Origin of the sequence: Pseudomonas sp. EA_15y_Pfl1_P101 (assembly GCF_963970835.1) — a bacterium.
GTDB lineage: Bacteria > Pseudomonadota > Gammaproteobacteria > Pseudomonadales > Pseudomonadaceae > Aquipseudomonas > Aquipseudomonas tritici.
Window position 1 is genome coordinate 219,809 of record NZ_CAXAPA010000009.1, and the last position, 17,704, is coordinate 237,512.

Here is a 17,704-nt window from a genome sequence, read left to right on the forward strand (position 1 = left end):
TGGCATGCCTGCGCCCGGGCGGCCATCGGGCGGCAGCCGACGTACAGGCTTGAAGGAGGTCTTATTAGAGGGCGCGCACTTTGCCGCAGGTGGGCGCGCATGTCAAAAAGCGGCGCCGCTTTCAGGTTTAAATTGATCGTTTGAATTAAGAAAGTTTGAAATCGGCCGATAACCGGGCTCATGTGTTTTCAGGTAAGGATGTACCGATGTCGCTTAGGCAGCTCTCCATTCAATGGAAAATCACCCTGCTCGCCGGCCTGTGCCTGCTGGGAATCGTGACCCTGCTGGTGGGTCTGTCGCTGTATCGCATGGAGCAGAGTTCGCAGCAGGTCAAGGCGTCCAGCATGCAGATGCTGGATGAAGCCGCCCAGGCGCGCATCGAAGCCCAAGGCGAAGTGCAGGCGCTGGGTATTCGGCAGCAGTTCATGGACGCCTATCAGTACGGCCATGGTTTTTCTCGTCAGGTGCTGTTCTTGCGCGAACAGGCGGAAAAACGCTTTCTCGACGCCTTCGACACCCGCGAAGACCTGACCCGCCAGGTCAGGGCCGCGTTGCAGGCCAACCCGGACTTGCTCGGTTTGTCCCTGGTGTTCGAAGCCAATGCCCTGGATGGCAAGGATGAGTTGTTCGCAGGCCAAGCCGAACTGGGCAGTAACGACAAAGGCCGCTTCGCCCTGTACTGGTCGCAGCCGACACCCGGCAAGCTGACCTCAATGGCCTTGCCGGAAAGCGACATGTCCGACGCCAGCGTCGGCCCCAGCGGTGAAAAGGCCAACGCCTGGTTCACCTGCCCGCGCACCACCCTCAAGCCGTGCGTGATCGAACCCTACTTTTATGTGATCGACGGGCAAAACGTGCTGATGACCAGCATCGTTTTTCCGTTGATGGTCAATGGCAAAGTCATCGCCTCGTTATCGGTCGACATCAACCTCAACAGCCTGCAGGCCGTGAGCCAACAGGCCAGCCACAAGCTGTATGACGGCCAGACCCACGTCAGCATCCTCAGCCCTACAGGTTTGCTCGCCGGCCACAGCCAGGACGCCAGCAAGCTCAGTCAGCGCCTGGACCAGGTCGACAGCGCCAATGGCGCACAATTGATCAGCGCCCTGTCTGGCAGCACCCACATCCGCAGCCTGCGTAGCGACCACCAACTCAAGGTGCTGGCGCCGTTCGCGCCGATCCCGGATGGCAAGCCGTGGGGCGTGTTGCTGGATGTGCCGGAGAAAGTCCTGGTAGGCCCGGCCGAAGCGCTCAAGGCGCAACTGGACGCCGATAACACGCGCGGCACCCTGCTGGAACTGGGCCTGGGCCTGCTGGCGGCAGTGGTCGGCCTGATCCTAGTGTGGCTGATGGCACGCAGCGTGACCCGGCCGATCCTCGGCGTAGCGCAGATGCTCGAAGACATTGCCAGCGGCGAAGGCGACCTGACCCGACGCCTGGCCTACGACAAGCAGGACGAACTGGGCCAACTGGCCGGCTGGTTCAACCGTTTCCTGGACAAGCTGCAACCGATCATCGCCGAGGTGAAGCGTTCGGTGCAGGACGCCCGTGGCACCGCCGACCAGTCCGCCGCAATTGCCACGCAAACCAGCGCCGGCATGGAACAGCAGTATCGTCAGGTCGACCAAGTGGCCACTGCTTCCCACGAAATGAGCGCCACCGCCCAGGATGTGGCGCGCAGCGCTGCGCAGGCGGCCCAAGCTGCACGCGATGCCGACCAGGCGACCCGCGACGGCCTCACAGTAATCGACCGCACGACCCGCAATATCGGGGAGTTGGCGGCGGATATGAGCACGGCCATGAACCAGGTCGAAGGCCTGGCTGCCAATAGCGAAAAAATCGGTTCGGTGCTGGAAGTGATTCGTGGTATTGCCGAACAGACTAACCTGTTGGCGCTCAACGCCGCCATCGAAGCGGCCCGCGCCGGTGAGGCTGGACGTGGCTTTGCGGTGGTGGCAGATGAAGTGCGCAACCTGGCGCGGCGCACCCAGGAGTCCGTCGAGGAAACCCGCCTGGTCATCGAGCAGTTGCAAGGCGGCACCGAAGAGGTCGTCAGCGCCATGGACAACAGCTATCGCCAGGCCCAGGGCAGCGTCGAACAAGTTGGCGAGGCGGTGACCGCCCTTCGCCAGATCGGCGAGGCCGTCACGGTGATCAGCGACATGAACCTGCAAATCGCCAGCGCTGCCGAAGAGCAAAGCGCGGTGGCCGAGGAAATCAACAGCAATGTGGCGACGATTCGCGATGTGACCGAATCGCTGTCGGAACAGGCGAATGAATCGGCGCGGGTGAGCCAGGCGTTGAATAGCCTGGCGAATCAGCAGCAGGGGTTGATGGATCAGTTCCGGGTCTGACGGTGTAATAGATCCAATGTGGGGCTTGCTCGCGAATCCGGTACATCAGTCGACATATTCAGAGACTGACACACTGCATTCGCGAGCAAGTCGAATCGTCGCACCGCCGCTCCCACATTTTGATTGTGGTGTGTCAGGACTAACGCTTGGGCAACTCAATCAGTACTTTCAAACCGCCCAACGCACTTTCCTGCAACTGCAACACCCCTCCCCACACCTCGACGATATCCCGCACGATACCCAACCCCAGGCCATGCCCATCAGTCTGCTCATCCAGCCGTGCGCCGCGGCTGAAGACCTGATCGCGCAGGGTTTCGGGTATGCCGGGGCCGTCGTCCTCCACCGCCAGCACGTAGCTGTGCGCAGTCTCTGTGACGGTCAGGCGCACCTCGGCATCCGCCCATTTGCAGGCGTTATCCAACAGATTGCCCAGCAGCTCCAGCAGGTCTTCACGGTCCCAGGGCAGTTGCAGCCCGGGCGCGGCGTGATAGCTCAGGTCCAGGTGCTCACCGTGGATCATGTTCAAGGTGGCGAGCAGGCCCGGCAATTCCTTTTCACAGTCGAACAACGCACCCGGCAAGGTTTCACCGGCCAGGCGCGCACGGTTGAGTTCACGGTTGAGGCGTTGCTGCACTTGTTCCAAGTGATCACGCAGCAGCTTGCTCAGTTCAGGGTGATCCTTCATCAGCGCTTCGCTTGACGCCGCGCTCAAGAGTACCGCCAGCGGGGTCTTGAGGGCGTGTCCGAGGTTGCCCAAGGCATTGCGCGAACGCTTGAGGCTGTCTTCGGTGTGGGCCAGCAAGTGGTTGATCTGCGCCACCAGCGGCTCCAGCTCCAGCGGCACCTGGGTGTCGAGTTGCGAACGCTGGCCCTGTTGCAGTTGAGCAATCTGGTTACGCGCGGTTTCCAAGGGGCGCAAGGCGCGGCGCACGGTGAGCCGTTGCAGGACCAACACCAGCAGCAGCGCCGCCAGCCCCAGCACCAGACCGATCTGACGCATCAGGCGAAAGCTTTCCCGCACCGGCGTGTAGTCCTGGGCCACGCTGATGGAAATCGACTGCCCGAAGCGTTTGTAGTCCTCGCGCAACACCAACAGTTGCTGACCTTCCGGCCCCAGTTGCAGGTTGCCCTTGAGGCCGGCCTCGGGCAGTTGCGGCAGCTCCTGGTCCCACAACGAGCGGGAGCGCCAGTGCGTATCGGCGAAATCAATCCGGAAATAGTGCCCGGAAAACGGTCGTTGGTACGCTGGCGACAAGCGTTTCTCATGCAGTTGCAAGCCATCTGGGCCGCGTACCAGCGCGACCAGCAGGCTCTCACTGTCGTCGCGCAGCCCCGCTTCCAGGTAGCGCTGCAAGCCCGTTTCAAACAACCAAAGACTGGTTTGCGCCAACGCAACGCCGACAATCACCATAACGCTGACCAGGCCCAGGCTCAGGCGCCGCTGGATCGACCTCATTCGGCGCTGGCGCCAAACCGGTAACCCTGGCCGCGCCGGGTTTCGATCACGCTGCGCCCCAACTTGCGCCGTAGGTGGTTAACGTGGACTTCCAGCACATTGGAGTCGCGCTCGGTTTCGCCATCATACAAATGCTCGGCCAAGTGGCTTTTCGACAGGATTTGCTCGGGATGCAGCATGAAGTAGCGCAACAGGCGGAATTCGGCGGCGGTCAGCTGGATCTCTGCGCCATCGCGCAGCACGCACTGGCGCCCTTCATCCAAGTGCAGGCCAGCCGCTTGCAGGGTGGGCTGATTGGCCTGCCCATGGGAGCGGCGCAGCAGCGCCTGGATGCGAAGGTGCAGTTCCTCGGGATGGAACGGTTTACTCAGGTAGTCGTCGGCGCCAGCCTTGAGCCCTTCGATGCGCTCGGCCCAGGAATCACGCGCCGTGAGAATCAGTACCGGGATGGCCAGCGCGGCGGCCCGCCATTGCGCCAGTACTTCAAGCCCAGGCAAACCGGGCAGGCCAAGGTCGAGGATGATCAGGTCATAGGGTTCGCTGCGTCCCTGGTACACCGCATCGCGGCCATCAGCCAGCCAATCGACGGCATAGCCCTGGCGTTGCAAGCCGGCCAACAGTTCATCGGCCAGAGGTACGTTGTCTTCCACCAAAAGCAGGCGCATCAGTCTTCCTCGTCTTTGATCAGCGCACCCGTGGATGCATCCAACTTGATCTCACGCACCACGCCTTCGGCGGTGACCAGTTCCACTTCATAGGCATATTTACCGTGCTTTTTCTCAAGCTCGGCCTCCAGCAGGCGCGAACCCGGATGACGCGCCATGGCCTGGTCCAGCAACTGCTCCAGCGACAGGATCACGCCGTTCTGGCGCAGGACCAAGGCCTCGTCCTGATCAAGATCGCGGGCTGCCAGGCTTGAGCAAAAAGCCAGGAGCAGCAACGCCATTCGACTGCCGCCGTATAAATTTACCTTCATTACGTTTCCTGATGATTCTTGAGAACCTGCCCGGTGAGCGCGTCCAATTCAACCTCCCACTCGATGCCATCGGTATCCTCCAGTTCAACTTGGTAAAGATACTTGCCGTATTCCTCGTCCAGGTCGGTATCCAGCAGTGTTGAACCCGGGTGCAAGGCCAGGGCCGTGGCTTCCAACTGATCAAAGGCGATAATTGTAACAGTGGCAGGCACTTTCAGTGGTTTGTCGGGGTCCACGGCTTGGGCCTGGATCGCCGTGAAGGCAATGATACCGGCGGCGACCAGCACTGTAAGGCGCTTCATGGGGAGTCTCCGTTTCAAGATTTTTCCTGCGTCGGCCACCGTACCTGTAGCAACTTAATTGAAACTGAATTGCCATCATGGCAATTTCCGACATCCCCCTTCCCCAATTATTGTGCGAGATTTTCTATACAACCCTGCTCGCTTCCACAGAGACCGGTATGACAGCGATTCACATCAAGTTTCCAGCCCTGACCCTAAAGGCCGGTAAACGCGCCTTTGCGCGCATTCGCGAACAGGGCCTGGCGCCTGCCGACGTCGGCATCCTGCCTGGCGCGGCCGGCGGCCCCAAGGCGCTGGGTATCCAAGGCCTGGACCTGGCGCTGTTTGGCGATTGGTTGCCGCGTGCACCACGGGAACGCGCGCTGATCGGCGCGTCCATCGGCTCCTGGCGGTTTGCCAGTGCGTGCCTGCCGGACCCGGTGCAAGGTCTGCTGGACCTCGGGCGCCTGTATAACGAACAACGCTTTGCCAAAGGCGTGACCATGGCCGCGGTCAGCCAGAGCTGCCAGCGCATGCTCGACGACCTGCTGGCCGGCCGCGATGCGCAGGTGTTGGAAACACCCCACTATCGCCTCAACATCATGGTGGTCAAGAGCCACGGCCTGCTTGCCGATGATCACCGTGGGCGCCTCGGGCTGGGCTTGTCGTCGGTGATTGCCGATAATTTGCGTGGCCGCGCACGGCTGTCGCGCCACTTCGAACGGCTGATCATCCACGACCCACGCCAGGCGCCGCCGGTGCATCCTTTGAAGGATTTTCCGTCACGCTTCCTCGACCTGGAAGTGGGCAACCTGCGCCAGGCGCTGCTGGCGTCGGGCTCGATCCCCATGGTGATGCAAGGCGTACGCGACCTGCCCGGCGCGGGCGCCGGCACCTACCGCGACGGCGGCCTGCTCGACTACCACCTCGACCTGCCTTATCACGGCGATGACATTGTGCTGTACCCGCACTTTACTGACCGGGTCATTCCCGGCTGGTTCGACAAAGGCCTGCCATGGCGGCGCAGCAATCCGCAGGGTTTGCAGGATGTATTGCTTCTGGCGCCGTCCAAGGACTACCTCGCCCACCTGCCCCACGGCAAACTGCCGGACCGCAGCGACTTCAAGCGCTTTATGGGCGACGACCCGAGCCGCAACACATATTGGCAGACCGCGATGAGCGAAAGCCGGCGGTTGGGGGATGAGTTTCTTGAGCTGGCGGATAACGGCAAATTGGGCGAGCACTTGCTGGCGCTATGACCAAGCGGTATGCGCGACAAGGGATCAAGCTGTTAAACTCGCCGCCTGCCAGACATCGACCGAGCTGAAAACACTGTGGAAATCTTCAAGGAATTTACATTCGAATCCGCCCACCGCCTGCCCCACGTACCGGAAGGCCATAAATGCGGGCGCCTGCATGGGCATTCGTTCAAGGTGGCGATCCACCTGAGCGGCGACCTGGATCCCCATACCGGCTGGATTCGCGACTTCTCGGAGATCAAGGCAATTTTCAAGCCGCTCTACGAACGCCTCGACCACAACTACCTGAATGACATCCCTGGCCTGGAAAACCCGACCAGCGAAGTGCTCGCCAAGTGGATCTGGAATGAGCTGAAACCCTTGCTGCCTGAGCTCAGTGCGATTCGCATCCACGAGACCTGCACCAGCGGCTGCATTTATCACGGCGAGTAAGCCTGCGATATGAAAAAACCACCCACGCGGTGGTTTTTTTGTGCCTGCCTCCCTTACAGTCGTGGCTTCGCTGCCACTAGGAGCACGCGGCTATGATGCGCCCCGCCACTGTCCATGATGTTGTAGCCATCGAGGCCATCGTCCAGGCAGCTTACTCGCCGTATATCGCACGAATCGGCCGTAAACCCGGGCCGATGCTCGAGGATTATCGCCAACGGGTGGAAGCCGGCGGCGTGCACGTGCTGGAAAACGCACGGCGAGTCCAGGGCTTTATTGTCCTGCTGGAGGCCGACGGCGCGCTGTTGCTGGATAACCTGGCCGTCGCCCCTGAGGCACAGGGCCTGGGTTTCGGGCGGTTGCTGTTGGACTTTGCCGAACAGCAGGCGATCGACGCAGGTTTCGCTGTGGTCCGCCTCTATACCAATGAAGCCATGACCGAGAACATCGCGCTCTACCATCGCCGCGGCTATCTTGAAACCCATCGCGCCGAGGAACACGGCCTGCGGCGCATATACATGACCAAGCCTCTCCAGGAGTAACCCATGGAAAACATTTGGCTGGCCCAAGCCAAACGCTTACAGGCGCTGGCGTCCACGGGGCTGCACTTTTGCACTGATGATTTCGAGCGCGAGCGCCTGGAAGAAATTGCCGAGATTGCCCACAGCATGCTGGCGCAATTGGGCAATGTCCCGTTGGAACGTATCTGCGGACTGGTCACAGATTTTGCCCAGCGTTATTCGACGCCAATGATTGACGTGCGCGGTGCGGTTATCGAAGGCGACCGGATTTTGTTGGTGCGGGAGTTGACCGATGGTTGCTGGGCGTTGCCGGGTGGGTATGCGGATATCGGCTTGTCGGCAGCCGAAAACATCGTCAAAGAGATTCGCGAGGAAGCGGGGCTTACGGTAACCGCCAGGGCGCTGTACAGCGTGACGCACAAGGCCAAAGGCTTGTATCGACCGGATGTGCGGGACTTCTACAAGCTGTACTTCCTGTGTGAATCGCTGGATCAGTCGACACCGATGGCCGGATTCGAAACCACTGACGTGGGCTTTTTCCGCCTCGATGCACTACCGCCGCTGTCCCGTGGGCGCACCATCGAAAGTGATCTGGAGGCCGCCTTTGCCTTCCATCGCGGCGAGACGACCCAGACGCTGTTTGACTGATCCACTTTGTATCACTGCTGCACCGCTTTCGTGCCCGACTGGGCACTGCGACCATTCATTGCTGTGCTTGCGCCCTCTTTCGCTATAAAAACTGTGCACAGTGCACAGCGCCCACCGTGCGCTCGTCACTGCTGCCGGATTGGCACGCACGGTGCAACAGCGCTGCGTCACTCACTCAGGGAGCAAGGCACATGACGCAGCAAGAACCGGGCAACGACTACCCCCTCAGCGAAGTCCCCATGCATGCGCGCAAGGGCCTGGCATCGACCGCCATGGTGCTGCTGGGCTTTACCTTTTTTACCGCAACCATGTTTGCCGGCGGCAAGCTGGGGGTGGCGTTCAGTTTCGTCGACATGCTCGGCGTGGTGGCCCTGGGTAACCTTTTGTTGGGTATGTACGCCGCAGGCCTGGGTTACATCGCCTTCAAGAGCGGGCTGAATTCAGTGTTGATGGGGCGCTTCTGCTTTGGCGAAGTGGGCAGCAAACTCAGCGACTTGATCCTCGGCTTCACTCAAATCGGCTGGTATGCCTGGGGTACTGCCACTGCTGCCGTAGTGCTTGGCAAGTATTTCGAACTGAGCCAGGGCAGTGTGCTTGCGTTGATGGTGTTGTTTGGTCTGGTGTTCTGCGCCACGGCCTACATTGGTTATCGTGGGCTGGAAATTCTGTCCTACATCGCGGTGCCAGCCATGGGCATTCTGCTGTTTATGTCGATGTGGGTAGCCACAGTGAAAGTCGGTGGGCTGGACGGACTGCTGGCAGTGGTACCGACCGCTGAGCTGGACTTGTCCACGGCGATTACCCTGGTGTTCGGCACCTTTGTCAGCGGCGCGACCCAGGCCACCAACTGGACGCGGTTTTCGCGTTCGGCCAAGGTGGCGGTGCTGGCGAGCCTGATCGGTTTCTTTATCGGTAACGGCTTGATGGTGCTGATCGGCGCCTACGGTGCCATCGTCTACCAGCAACCAGACGTAGTCGAAGTGTTATTGCTGCAAGGCTTTGCCATGGCGGCGATGGTCATGTTGCTACTCAATATCTGGAGTACCCAGGACAACACCATCTACAACTTCGCCGTTGCCGGCTGTAACTTGCTGCGCACCAAGCGGCGCAAGACCGTGACCCTGGCCGGTGCGGTGATCGGCACCCTGCTGGCGTTACTCGGCATGTACGACCTGCTGGTGCCCTACTTGATTGTGCTGGGTACGGTGATCCCGCCGATTGGAGGGGTGATCATGGCGGACTTTTTCTATCGCTATCGCGGCCACTATCCACGCCTGGCCGACGCCCGCCTGCCGGCGTTCAACTGGCCAGGACTGGTCGCGTATGCCGTGGGCACAGTGCTGGCATTCAGCTCGCCCTGGGTCGCGCCATTGGTGGGCATCGTCGCCGCGTCGTTGACCTACATCGCGCTCACCGCCGTACTACGGGTGCGAGCGCCGGTGGCTGACGCTCAAGCATGAGCCTGACCCTTGCCGATGTGCTCGCCCTGCCAGGTTTGGAATCCATGCGCCTGCGCGCGGGCGAGGCGGGTCTGGATAACGGCGTGCGCTGGCCTTATGTGGCGGAAAACAGCGGGATCGCCGAATGGGTGCTGGGCGGCGAACTGGTATTCGTCACTGGGATCAATCACCCGCGTGACGAAGCCAACCTGCTGCAATTGCTGGAGGAAGCCTGCGAGCGTCAAGTGGCTGGGTTGGTGGTTCTGACCGGGCCGTCCTATATCCAGGCGATCCCCCAGCGCTTACTCGACGCTGCCGAAGCCGCCGGCATGCCGCTGGTCGAACAGCCCTACTCGCTGAAAATGGTATTGGTGACCCAAGCCATCGGTTCGGCGCTGATCCAGTCCGAGCAGTTGGGGCGCTCGCGGCATGACGTACTGGAACGCTTGCTGACCGGCGACTACCAATCCCTGGATCTCTTGCTGCACCGGGCCACGCAGTTGGGCATGCCGCTGGCCGGGCATTGGCAGGTGGTGCAACTGCAACTGGCAGGCAGTGAATCGCTGTTTGCCCAGGGTGATGCGGCTTCTGTGGAGGCGCAACTGGCCCGACAACACGACGCTATCAGCCGCCGCTTGCGTCAGTTCTCGGCCGGTTTGCCGGTTCAGGGTCGAGCCGGGCAATGGACGTTGCTGCTGCCGGCACAGGACGCTGCCGCAGCGTTGGCCAACCGCCAACAATTGACCAACTGGCTCAACCCACTGAATCTGCGCCTGTCGCCGCTTAAATTGTTTATTGGCCTCAGCGCCGCCGCTCACCCACCCGCACGCCTGGCCCAGGCGCAGGAGGAAGCCCGCCAGGCACTCGCGGCTGCGCGGCGTTTCAGCGAACGCGCCGGGCTGTGCGTGTACGACGAGTTGGGCGTGCTCAAGCTGCTAAGCGGCGTGCGTGATCGCGCCCTGCTCGACCAATTCCTGAATGAACGCCTCGGCCCCTTGCTGCGCCACGACCTGCACCATGGCCCCAGCCTCATGCCCACTCTGGAAGCCTGGTTTCACGAGAATGGTAACCTTGTGGCCGCTGCCCAGCGCCTGGTCGTGCACCGCAACACCCTGACACACCGCGTCCAGCGCATCGAAGCCCTGTGCGGGCTGACGCTGGATAATGCTTATGATCGCCTGGACATCGGCATTGCGCTGATGATCTGGCGGCTGTCTGCCTGACTGTTTTTAGCCAAGAGGAACTTGCCCATGCACATCATCAACGCCCGCCTGCGCAACCGTGAAGGCCTGCATGATCTGCACCTGGAACATGGCCGGATCGCCAGCATCACCCCACAATCGGGGGCACCGAGTGCGGCGGCCGACGCCCTGGACGCCGCCGGCAACCTGGTGACGCCACCCTTTGTCGAACCGCATATCCATCTCGACGCCACCCTGACCGCAGGCGAGCCGCGTTGGAACATGAGCGGCACACTGTTCGAAGGCATCGAATGCTGGGGCGAACGCAAAGCCACCATCACCGAGGAAGACACCAAGGCCCGCGCCAAAAAGACTCTCCAGACCCTCGCCGCCCACGGTATCCAGCATGTGCGTACCCACGTCGACGTCACCGACCCGGACCTCACAGCACTCAAGGCCATGCTGCAAGTGCGTGAAGAAAGCACGCACCTGATCGACCTGCAGATCGTCGCGTTCCCGCAGGAAGGCATCGAGTCGTACCACAACGGCCGCGAGCTGATGGAAGAAGCCATTCGCCTGGGCGCCGACGTGATCGGAGGTATCCCGCACTTTGAATACACCCGCGACCAAGGCGTGAGTTCGGTGAAGTTCCTGATGGACCTGGCCGAACGTACCGGCTGCCTGGTGGACGTGCACTGCGACGAAACCGACGACCCGCACTCGCGCTTTCTCGAAGTGCTGGCCGAAGAAGCCCGCAGCCGCGACATGGGGGCCCGCGTCACCGCCAGCCACACCACGGCCATGGGCTCCTACGACAATGCCTATTGCGCCAAACTCTTTCGCTTGCTCGGGCACTCGGGTATCAGTTTCGTCTCCTGCCCCACCGAAAGCATTCACCTGCAAGGCCGCTTCGACACCTTCCCGAAACGCCGCGGCGTCACCCGGGTCAACGAACTGCTGGAAGCCGGCATGAACGTGTGCTTCGGCCAGGACTCCATCGTCGACCCCTGGTACCCCCTGGGCAACGGCAACATCCTGCGGGTGCTCGAAGCCGGTTTGCACATCTGCCACATGCTCGGCTACCGCAACCTGCAAAACGCCCTCGACCTGGTCACTGACAACAGCGCCAAGGCCATGGCCCTGGGTGACCGCTACGGCCTGGAGCCTGGGCGGCCAGCCAACCTGTTAATCCTTTCGGCGGACAGCGACTACGAGGTCATCCGCAGCCAGGGCTTGCCGCTGTACTCGATCCGCAATGGCAAAGTGTTGATGAAGCGTCAGCCAGCGCAGGTGGAGTTTATGTAAACGTCTCGGTCATACGATCGAGTCGATATCCAGCGTTTGCGTCCTCCCCCATTCGGTTTGCGTGGCGGGAGGGATACTGGCGACCTGGGCCGGTTCACGGTTTTCACGGTGGCTGAACCAGCGCTTGAGGCTGGGTTGCAAATGGGCACTGTGGGCCTGACTGCCGTAGACATCACAGGCGTCCAGACGGCGCCAGCGCAGGGTGGCAAGGCGCTCGCGGCTGGTGTGCAAGCGGTCGATCTCGGCGTTCAAGGCTTCGTTGTGTTCATAGCCACGGTCGTTGGCAGGTCTTAGCCGGGCCAGTTCCCTGCGTTTGTTTCGCAACTGCTGGCGCATGTCCTCGAGTGCATGATCAAGTAATTCAAACTCTCTTGGCGTGACCAATGGGCCGTCGCTTTCCTGGGTTTGTTGCCAGCGACGCAACGTCGCCCAGGCAGCCGGGATGTAGCTGGCGGTCATGAAGTGTTGGTTGGCTTGGAGCAGCTGTTTCAGCAGGTTATCGCGGTCGGGCATGTCGCCATGCAGTTGCAATGCTCGGTTGCAACCCGCCTCTTGAATGGATTCACAACCGGGCTTCCAAAGCACCGAAGAACGCGTGCCATCCGCGAGCATGACCGGCATGAAGTGTTGTTGTTCGCCATGGTGCTGATAAGGGTTCCCACCGAAACGAACCAGACCGGCGGCGAACAGCAGGCCGCCCGGTGCAGGGGCACTGAAGAGAGTGACGGCGCCAGGGACCCAGAGTTTGGCGGTGGTATTCATCCACGGAGCTGGGACACTGGGGACGGGGTCGTTGTGGTTGACGATACGGTGGTGGACCAGGGTGGAGGCGCCCGCGGTGAATTCGGCATCGGCGGCGCGGGGGGCGCCGTAGGTGTAGAGGAGGATGTTGTAGTTGGCATCCGGTGCTCGCCGCAGGCCTTCTGCCAAAAGCAAAGCGATCGCGCCGCCCAGGCTGTGGCCGCAGATGATTATTCGTTGGTTGGTGTGGAACCGACCAAGGTATCGCAATACAAAATCGCGCATCGCCTGGTAAGCCTGGTAAAAACCTTCGTGTGCCTTACCAGCACCGTCAACGAAAGCTACCTGATGGGCGTTTGCATCCCGTAGCCCATCAGCAGCACTGGCGGTACCACGCACCGCGATCAGGATCACATCTTCGTGGTGGCTGATAAATGCTTGCGTGTCGGTACCTAACTCTTCGTCATCAAAAAAATGCAAACTCGCAGGGTGCTCTTGCTTCTCCTCCAGTTCTGGTCGGTTCTGGGGATACAACACAGGATCGAAGGGTAGAATCTCGAAACGTCGAGAGTACGGGACCTCTTCGTAGAGCGGGTAAAAACGCTGGTCCTGCTCTGCATCGACGCGCCAGGCGTCGTGACAACCCGAGAGTTTCTCAGCGAAAAAATGACCGACGCTGGGATCAAAAGGGAAGCGAACTTCGTCTTGAGGCTTTTGAGGTGGCTCTTGGCCGAATTTGCAATAACTCAAGGTAGCCATCAACGCTAACTGATACAGGTTCAAGGCGCAGAAGCTGTCATCGGTTGAAAGCATCGGACGGAATGCACGCAGTGGTCGAACCTCAAGAACGGTGTGGTTATTGGGAAATAATACGACTCCCGCCAAGGTCGATTGAGACGGCCCAAACCCCAGATCCGCCATCATTTTCAGTGCGTGTCGTTGGGGCTGATGAGTCCTCGGAGCAATCGGTGGCAAGTGAGCGACATGGCTGACCAAATCGCGGACTTCAACTTGATAGAAACGGTTGGCATTTTGTCGAGCTGAGTTACCTTCCGTACGCCGACCATCAGAGACTGCAAATCGAGTCTGTTCAGCGCGAATTTGGAGTTCGGTGATAGGGAGCTTGTAAGTAGGGCGTAACATCAGCCATTTATACGGCTGCTCTGTTCCGGAATACAGGTCGTCAAAAACAAGCACCACAGGTCCACAGTAAATATCTTGTAATTTGGCAAACCCTTCTCCATTCAGCCTGCCTTTGTACTGCTGCCCTGCACTATCGTGGACGGTGTAAGGCAAACCACCGTATGCCGCTCCAACGCCCAGTTCATCGACCAGGCAAAAGCTCACCCAATGCCCTCGCAATGAACAGGCCGGTTTGCTATCACTGAAAAAAGATCGCTTCCGTGCATCTAGCTTCATGAGCTTGTCCCTTATTACTTACACGATGGATAGACGTCACATACGCGACCATCCGGAATTTTTACAGGCTTAAAATCGGTGATATTGCCATTACAAAACGCAAACAAATCTTCAAAGCTCTCACCTTTACAACGCTTCCAGCCGCCTGGAACGGCTAACCAGTTATCACCCACTGCGGGGGCTTCCTCATCAGTAACGCTCAGTACCACCCTGAGTGTTTTTCCCGGCAATTGATCCCGTTCAACAAGAACTCCTGCACGCTCTTCTTGCGGCTGACTCGCCAGCCCGAAGGACTTACATACAAGCACCTTGATGATCGCGTGCTGCGGCCCCACCGTCCGAAATAACCACTGACATTGCTTATGCAGTTCCTGAATCCCTGTTTCTGGCATCCCAGGTAAATCGGCGTTCGACGGATCTCTAATTGAGAAACCTGCAATATCGCCACTTACGTCCGTATCACGCTTTCCCCACTTCGCATAAATATCAAAATTCACACTACGCAAAACCGTAGGACAACCTTCAATCACCTCAGCCAATGGCAGTTTAAAACTCACCCGTTCAGCCACAGGTTTGTAACGCGCAATAAAGATCTTCCTCTCGGGTCTTTTGCCTCGACGCCTCGGCAACGTGCAGATCTCACCGGTCGCTGGCCCATAGTTGGCGCCGCCGATGAAGCGGAATTCCGCAGGTAAATCCACCTCCAACGTCACGCTATCAACCGGCTCTCCCGCACAGCCCATTAGCCCTAACGCGACCAACACGCCAACACTCCGCCTACCCATCCATTTCCCCCATCAATTTCCACTGCTCCACCACCCGTTGAAAATGATCCTGCGGTGTTTCTCCCTCCTTCGGTTGCCACCGGATAAAGCTGTTCCTGGTGGCCTCCTCCAACCTGCGTACCACCAAAAACTCCAGCTGCTCCGGGTCCCGCCATTGCCAGGCGCGCGCCTGTTCCAGCACCTGTGTCAGCCAGATTCTCGGGTCCTGGAATTCCACCAGTGAGACCAAGTTTTCGCTGTGCTCGGTCAACAGGTAACGCAGGATATTGGCGTGCAGGATGGCTTCGGCGTTTGGGTTGGGCGTGGTCAGCCAAGGGATCGGGTCAGGCAGCGGATACTCACCGGGAGCCGGGTTGTCACCCGTGCGCCAGCGGTCTTCGTGCCAGTAGCACACGCTGATCAACGGGCCGAGGAATACCGGCCAGTGCTCCAGGCACAGATAGGCCAATGCACGCGCCAGAGTGCGGTTGTCATGAAAACGGTACATCGATTGCTCGCCTTCCTGCCCCACCAGCAAACGGTCGCGCCAGTGTTGAGCCACGCCTGTCAGGTCCTCGCTTGGCAAAGAGCCCAGCCAGCCCCAGTTCGTTTCGGGCTGTTGCAAGAGGTTGAGCAGCACGGGCTCGCTTATCTGTTTCAACAGAAGGATCACCGGGCCTTCCACCGCCAGTTCCGCCAGCGCGGTCTCGCCATAGAGGCTGCGATACTCTGACAAACTGCGCGCCGCCAGCAGCGGCTGTCGCGCGTTACTCTGTCCCTCAAGGATCAAACACAGCTGTCGCCCAGCGCGCTGCTGTTGAGCCATCCAATGGTCTGGCATGTTCTGCATCAGGCAGCCCTCCCCGGCAGCTCACACAAGCCTTCACGACAGCGCTCGCATACCGGGCAGTAGTCCGCCCCCAGGTGCCTGGACAGGTTCATGATGCTGCCTTGTACCTTGGAGGTCTTTGGCACATCGGACACCGTCAAGGCGTTCGCCAGTTGGACCACAGACGGTGAACCACCAAGGGTGATAGGGCGACTGCTGAAGATGCCGCCCGCCTGGATGACCAGATGCTCTCCTCCCGCCCGGAGGCTCAGTTGCGCACCGGCATCAATCACCAGGCTGGCGCCGGACTTGAGGTGAAGCTGCTGCCCCGCCTCAATGACCAAGTTCTGAGTCACGTGGGTCCGGCTATCGCCTTGCACATCAAGGTAGTCGCTCGCCTTGAGCACGACTTTGCGATCGCCGGTGACATGACGATGCTCTTCACTTTCAACGTGAGTCGTGCTTAAACCATGGATGACTTCTCGCCGTTCCCCCGCAACCTCCAACCGACTGTCATGACCGACCCGTTGCTCCAAGTCGCGCTGCGCACGCAGGTAAACAAGCTCTTCGCCACGACGGTCTTCCAGGTACATTTCGTTGGAGCCCTCGCCGCCAAGGGAACTGCGGCTGCGCAAAACACTGCGGGTCTTGTGCTGCGGCAAAGGATAGGTCGGCCGGTGCAGCGCGTTCGGCAGGCAACCGTTGATCAGCGGCCGGTCCGGGTCCCCTTCCAGGAAGGTCACCAGTACTTCCATGCCCACGCGCGGGATCATCGTTGCGCCGAACCCGTCTCCGGCCCACCCGGACGCAACCCGAACCCAACAACTACTTTTATCATCCGCCTTGTCCAGGCGGTCCCAGTTAAAGCGCACTTTCACCCGGCCATAGGCGTCGCAATGCACGTCCTCACCGTCTGGCCCCGTCACGGTTGCGGTCTGACTGCCATTGATGGTCGGTTTGGGGTGCTTGAGGGGCGGCCGATGCACAGCTTGCCAGGGTGTCGCGATAAAGCGATTGCGATACCCCCGGAACACGTCAGCCGCAGGTGTAGCCTCCTCCAGCACCTGCGGTTGATAACCCTCGTGACGCACCGAAGTGATCAGCCAAAGGTCGTTGCAGGAGGGGTCTGGATGATCACGCAGTTCAAGGAAATGCCCACTGTGCAGTAAGGGTTGATCACTCTTGCCCAATGCTCGATGCCGGTCGCGCTGGTGACGCTCCAGCCCTCGACGCGCCAATTGCTTGCCACGGGCATGGCCGGCAAATCCAGCGGGATACCGATAGTCCTCAAGCGGGAGTATCGAAGCAGAACCCGCGCTGTCCTGCAGGTGCAACGAGGGATGTTCAAAGTCGTGATCCCGGCGCACCGTCTTTTGGCTACGGGTGGCCAATCGCTGGTCGAAACGCTGGATCACTTTTGTATCCGCTTGCAGCCCGCCGTCGGGGCAGTAGCGCTGCACGGGCAAGCGGCGAAACACGGTCTGGTCATCACCAAAGACCAACAGGTGAGCGTCCGCACTGTGACGAAAATGGTAGTGAATACCCTCCTCTTCACACAGCCGCTGGATGAAGTGCAAGTCGCTTTCCGCGTACTGCACACAGAACGTGCGCGGCGGATAAACCACAGGGCCTAGCTCGAATGCATAGGCGTCCGCCAGGATGCCATGCTGCTCCAGGACCGCCGCGATGATCTGCGGCACGCTGCGCTGCTGGAAAATCCGCTGGTCATGCCGGTGTGCAAGGTAAGCCAGGCGGGGCGCCAGGGTCAGGTGATAACGAGTGATGCGCCGGCCCGGGTCATCCCGGCCCACGGCGTAAACCTGACCATGCAGGCCTTCGTTGATTTCGCCAAAGTCCAGGTAGGCGGGTTGGTGAAGCTACGCCTGTAGATCAAGGGAAGGGTTTTCACTGACCACCTGCACGTGGATAAAGAACGGTTGATCAAGGACCTCACTGCCTTTGAATGCCAGTACTTGTAAGTCGATATTTATGCGTGGAAGAATCAGATTGAAACGTGAAAAAACAAACGCGTTAACCATCCGTTGTTACCCGCCGTTAATGAATGAACGCCCTGAGATACTTCCTCTCGCTAAACATGGAAT

The 17,704-nt window shown here is 60.0% G+C and carries 15 protein-coding genes and 1 pseudogene; 8 read left to right on the forward strand and 8 right to left on the reverse strand.

Features of this window, described 5'->3' with window-relative positions; translation table 11 throughout:
• Nucleotides 1–206 precede the first annotated feature (206 nt).
• Nucleotides 207–2,354, forward strand: coding sequence for a methyl-accepting chemotaxis protein (locus tag AACY36_RS16515; protein ID WP_339420016.1), 2,148 nt, complete (start codon nucleotides 207–209; stop codon nucleotides 2,352–2,354).
• 139 nt (nucleotides 2,355–2,493) lie between these two features.
• Here AACY36_RS16515 and AACY36_RS16520 read toward each other — a convergent pair whose 3' ends face one another.
• From AACY36_RS16520 to AACY36_RS16535, 4 genes are read right to left on the reverse strand one after another with little or no spacing between them, the layout of a single operon-like run.
• Entirely contained in the window at nucleotides 2,494–3,810 is a 1,317-nt protein-coding gene (locus AACY36_RS16520) for a sensor histidine kinase (protein WP_339428147.1), read from the reverse strand.
• On the reverse strand, nucleotides 3,807–4,475 hold the full coding sequence (locus AACY36_RS16525) for a response regulator transcription factor (protein ID WP_049709086.1): 669 nt from the start codon (nucleotides 4,473–4,475) through the stop codon (nucleotides 3,807–3,809). The genes AACY36_RS16520 and AACY36_RS16525 overlap by 4 nt, the downstream gene beginning before the upstream one ends.
• A complete protein-coding gene (locus AACY36_RS16530; protein ID WP_339420011.1) occupies nucleotides 4,475–4,786 on the reverse strand; it encodes a PepSY domain-containing protein in 312 nt (103 codons plus the stop codon). The genes AACY36_RS16525 and AACY36_RS16530 overlap by 1 nt, the downstream gene beginning before the upstream one ends.
• Nucleotides 4,786–5,088 (reverse strand): PepSY domain-containing protein, encoded by a 303-nt coding sequence (locus AACY36_RS16535; RefSeq protein ID WP_339420010.1) that lies wholly within the window; start codon nucleotides 5,086–5,088, stop codon nucleotides 4,786–4,788. Before AACY36_RS16535 ends, AACY36_RS16530 begins: the two co-directional genes overlap by 1 nt.
• Before the next feature lie 158 nt (nucleotides 5,089–5,246).
• On the opposite strand from AACY36_RS16535, the gene AACY36_RS16540 reads away from it, so the two are divergent.
• The 7 genes from AACY36_RS16540 to codA all read left to right on the forward strand — a co-directional run bounded on the left by AACY36_RS16540 (nucleotide 5,247) and on the right by codA (nucleotide 11,849).
• Nucleotides 5,247–6,326, forward strand: coding sequence for a patatin-like phospholipase family protein (locus AACY36_RS16540; protein WP_339420009.1), 1,080 nt, complete (start codon nucleotides 5,247–5,249; stop codon nucleotides 6,324–6,326).
• Between the two features lie 75 nt (nucleotides 6,327–6,401).
• Nucleotides 6,402–6,758, forward strand: coding sequence for a 6-carboxytetrahydropterin synthase QueD (gene queD / locus AACY36_RS16545; RefSeq protein ID WP_019692825.1), 357 nt, complete (start codon nucleotides 6,402–6,404; stop codon nucleotides 6,756–6,758).
• 92 nt (nucleotides 6,759–6,850) lie between these two features.
• The gene (locus AACY36_RS16550) at nucleotides 6,851–7,297 is read left to right on the forward strand and encodes a GNAT family N-acetyltransferase (protein ID WP_339420004.1); all 447 of its coding nucleotides are present in this window, start codon (nucleotides 6,851–6,853) and stop codon (nucleotides 7,295–7,297) included.
• Between the two features lie 3 nt (nucleotides 7,298–7,300).
• Nucleotides 7,301–7,924, forward strand: coding sequence for an NUDIX hydrolase (locus AACY36_RS16555; protein ID WP_339420002.1), 624 nt, complete (start codon nucleotides 7,301–7,303; stop codon nucleotides 7,922–7,924).
• A 191-nt stretch (nucleotides 7,925–8,115) separates the two neighbouring features.
• The gene (gene codB, locus AACY36_RS16560) at nucleotides 8,116–9,384 is read left to right on the forward strand and encodes a cytosine permease (RefSeq protein ID WP_339420000.1); all 1,269 of its coding nucleotides are present in this window, start codon (nucleotides 8,116–8,118) and stop codon (nucleotides 9,382–9,384) included.
• Nucleotides 9,381–10,586 (forward strand): PucR family transcriptional regulator, encoded by a 1,206-nt coding sequence (locus tag AACY36_RS16565; RefSeq protein ID WP_339497309.1) that lies wholly within the window; start codon nucleotides 9,381–9,383, stop codon nucleotides 10,584–10,586. The genes codB and AACY36_RS16565 overlap by 4 nt, the downstream gene beginning before the upstream one ends.
• Before the next feature lie 27 nt (nucleotides 10,587–10,613).
• Nucleotides 10,614–11,849 carry a cytosine deaminase gene (gene codA / locus AACY36_RS16570; RefSeq protein ID WP_339428145.1) on the forward strand — a complete coding sequence of 412 codons (1,236 nt, stop codon included), beginning with the start codon at nucleotides 10,614–10,616 and terminating at the stop codon, nucleotides 11,847–11,849.
• Between the two features lie 9 nt (nucleotides 11,850–11,858).
• On the opposite strand, the gene AACY36_RS16575 is transcribed toward codA, so the two are convergent.
• The 4 genes and pseudogenes from AACY36_RS16575 to tssI all read right to left on the reverse strand — a co-directional run bounded on the left by AACY36_RS16575 (nucleotide 11,859) and on the right by tssI (nucleotide 17,641).
• Nucleotides 11,859–14,009, reverse strand: a complete 2,151-nt coding sequence (locus tag AACY36_RS16575; RefSeq protein ID WP_339428144.1) for a lipase family protein — start codon at nucleotides 14,007–14,009, stop codon at nucleotides 11,859–11,861.
• 14 nt (nucleotides 14,010–14,023) lie between these two features.
• Nucleotides 14,024–14,794: a hypothetical protein gene (locus AACY36_RS16580; protein WP_339419992.1), complete on the reverse strand. Its 771-nt coding sequence runs from the start codon at nucleotides 14,792–14,794 to the stop codon at nucleotides 14,024–14,026.
• A complete protein-coding gene (locus AACY36_RS16585) occupies nucleotides 14,787–15,623 on the reverse strand; it encodes a DUF4123 domain-containing protein (protein ID WP_339419990.1) in 837 nt (278 codons plus the stop codon). Before AACY36_RS16585 ends, AACY36_RS16580 begins: the two co-directional genes overlap by 8 nt.
• A pseudogene (gene tssI / locus AACY36_RS16590) lies at nucleotides 15,623–17,641 on the reverse strand (type VI secretion system tip protein TssI/VgrG). Before tssI ends, AACY36_RS16585 begins: the two are co-directional and overlap by 1 nt.
• Nucleotides 17,642–17,704: the final 63 nt, after the last annotated feature.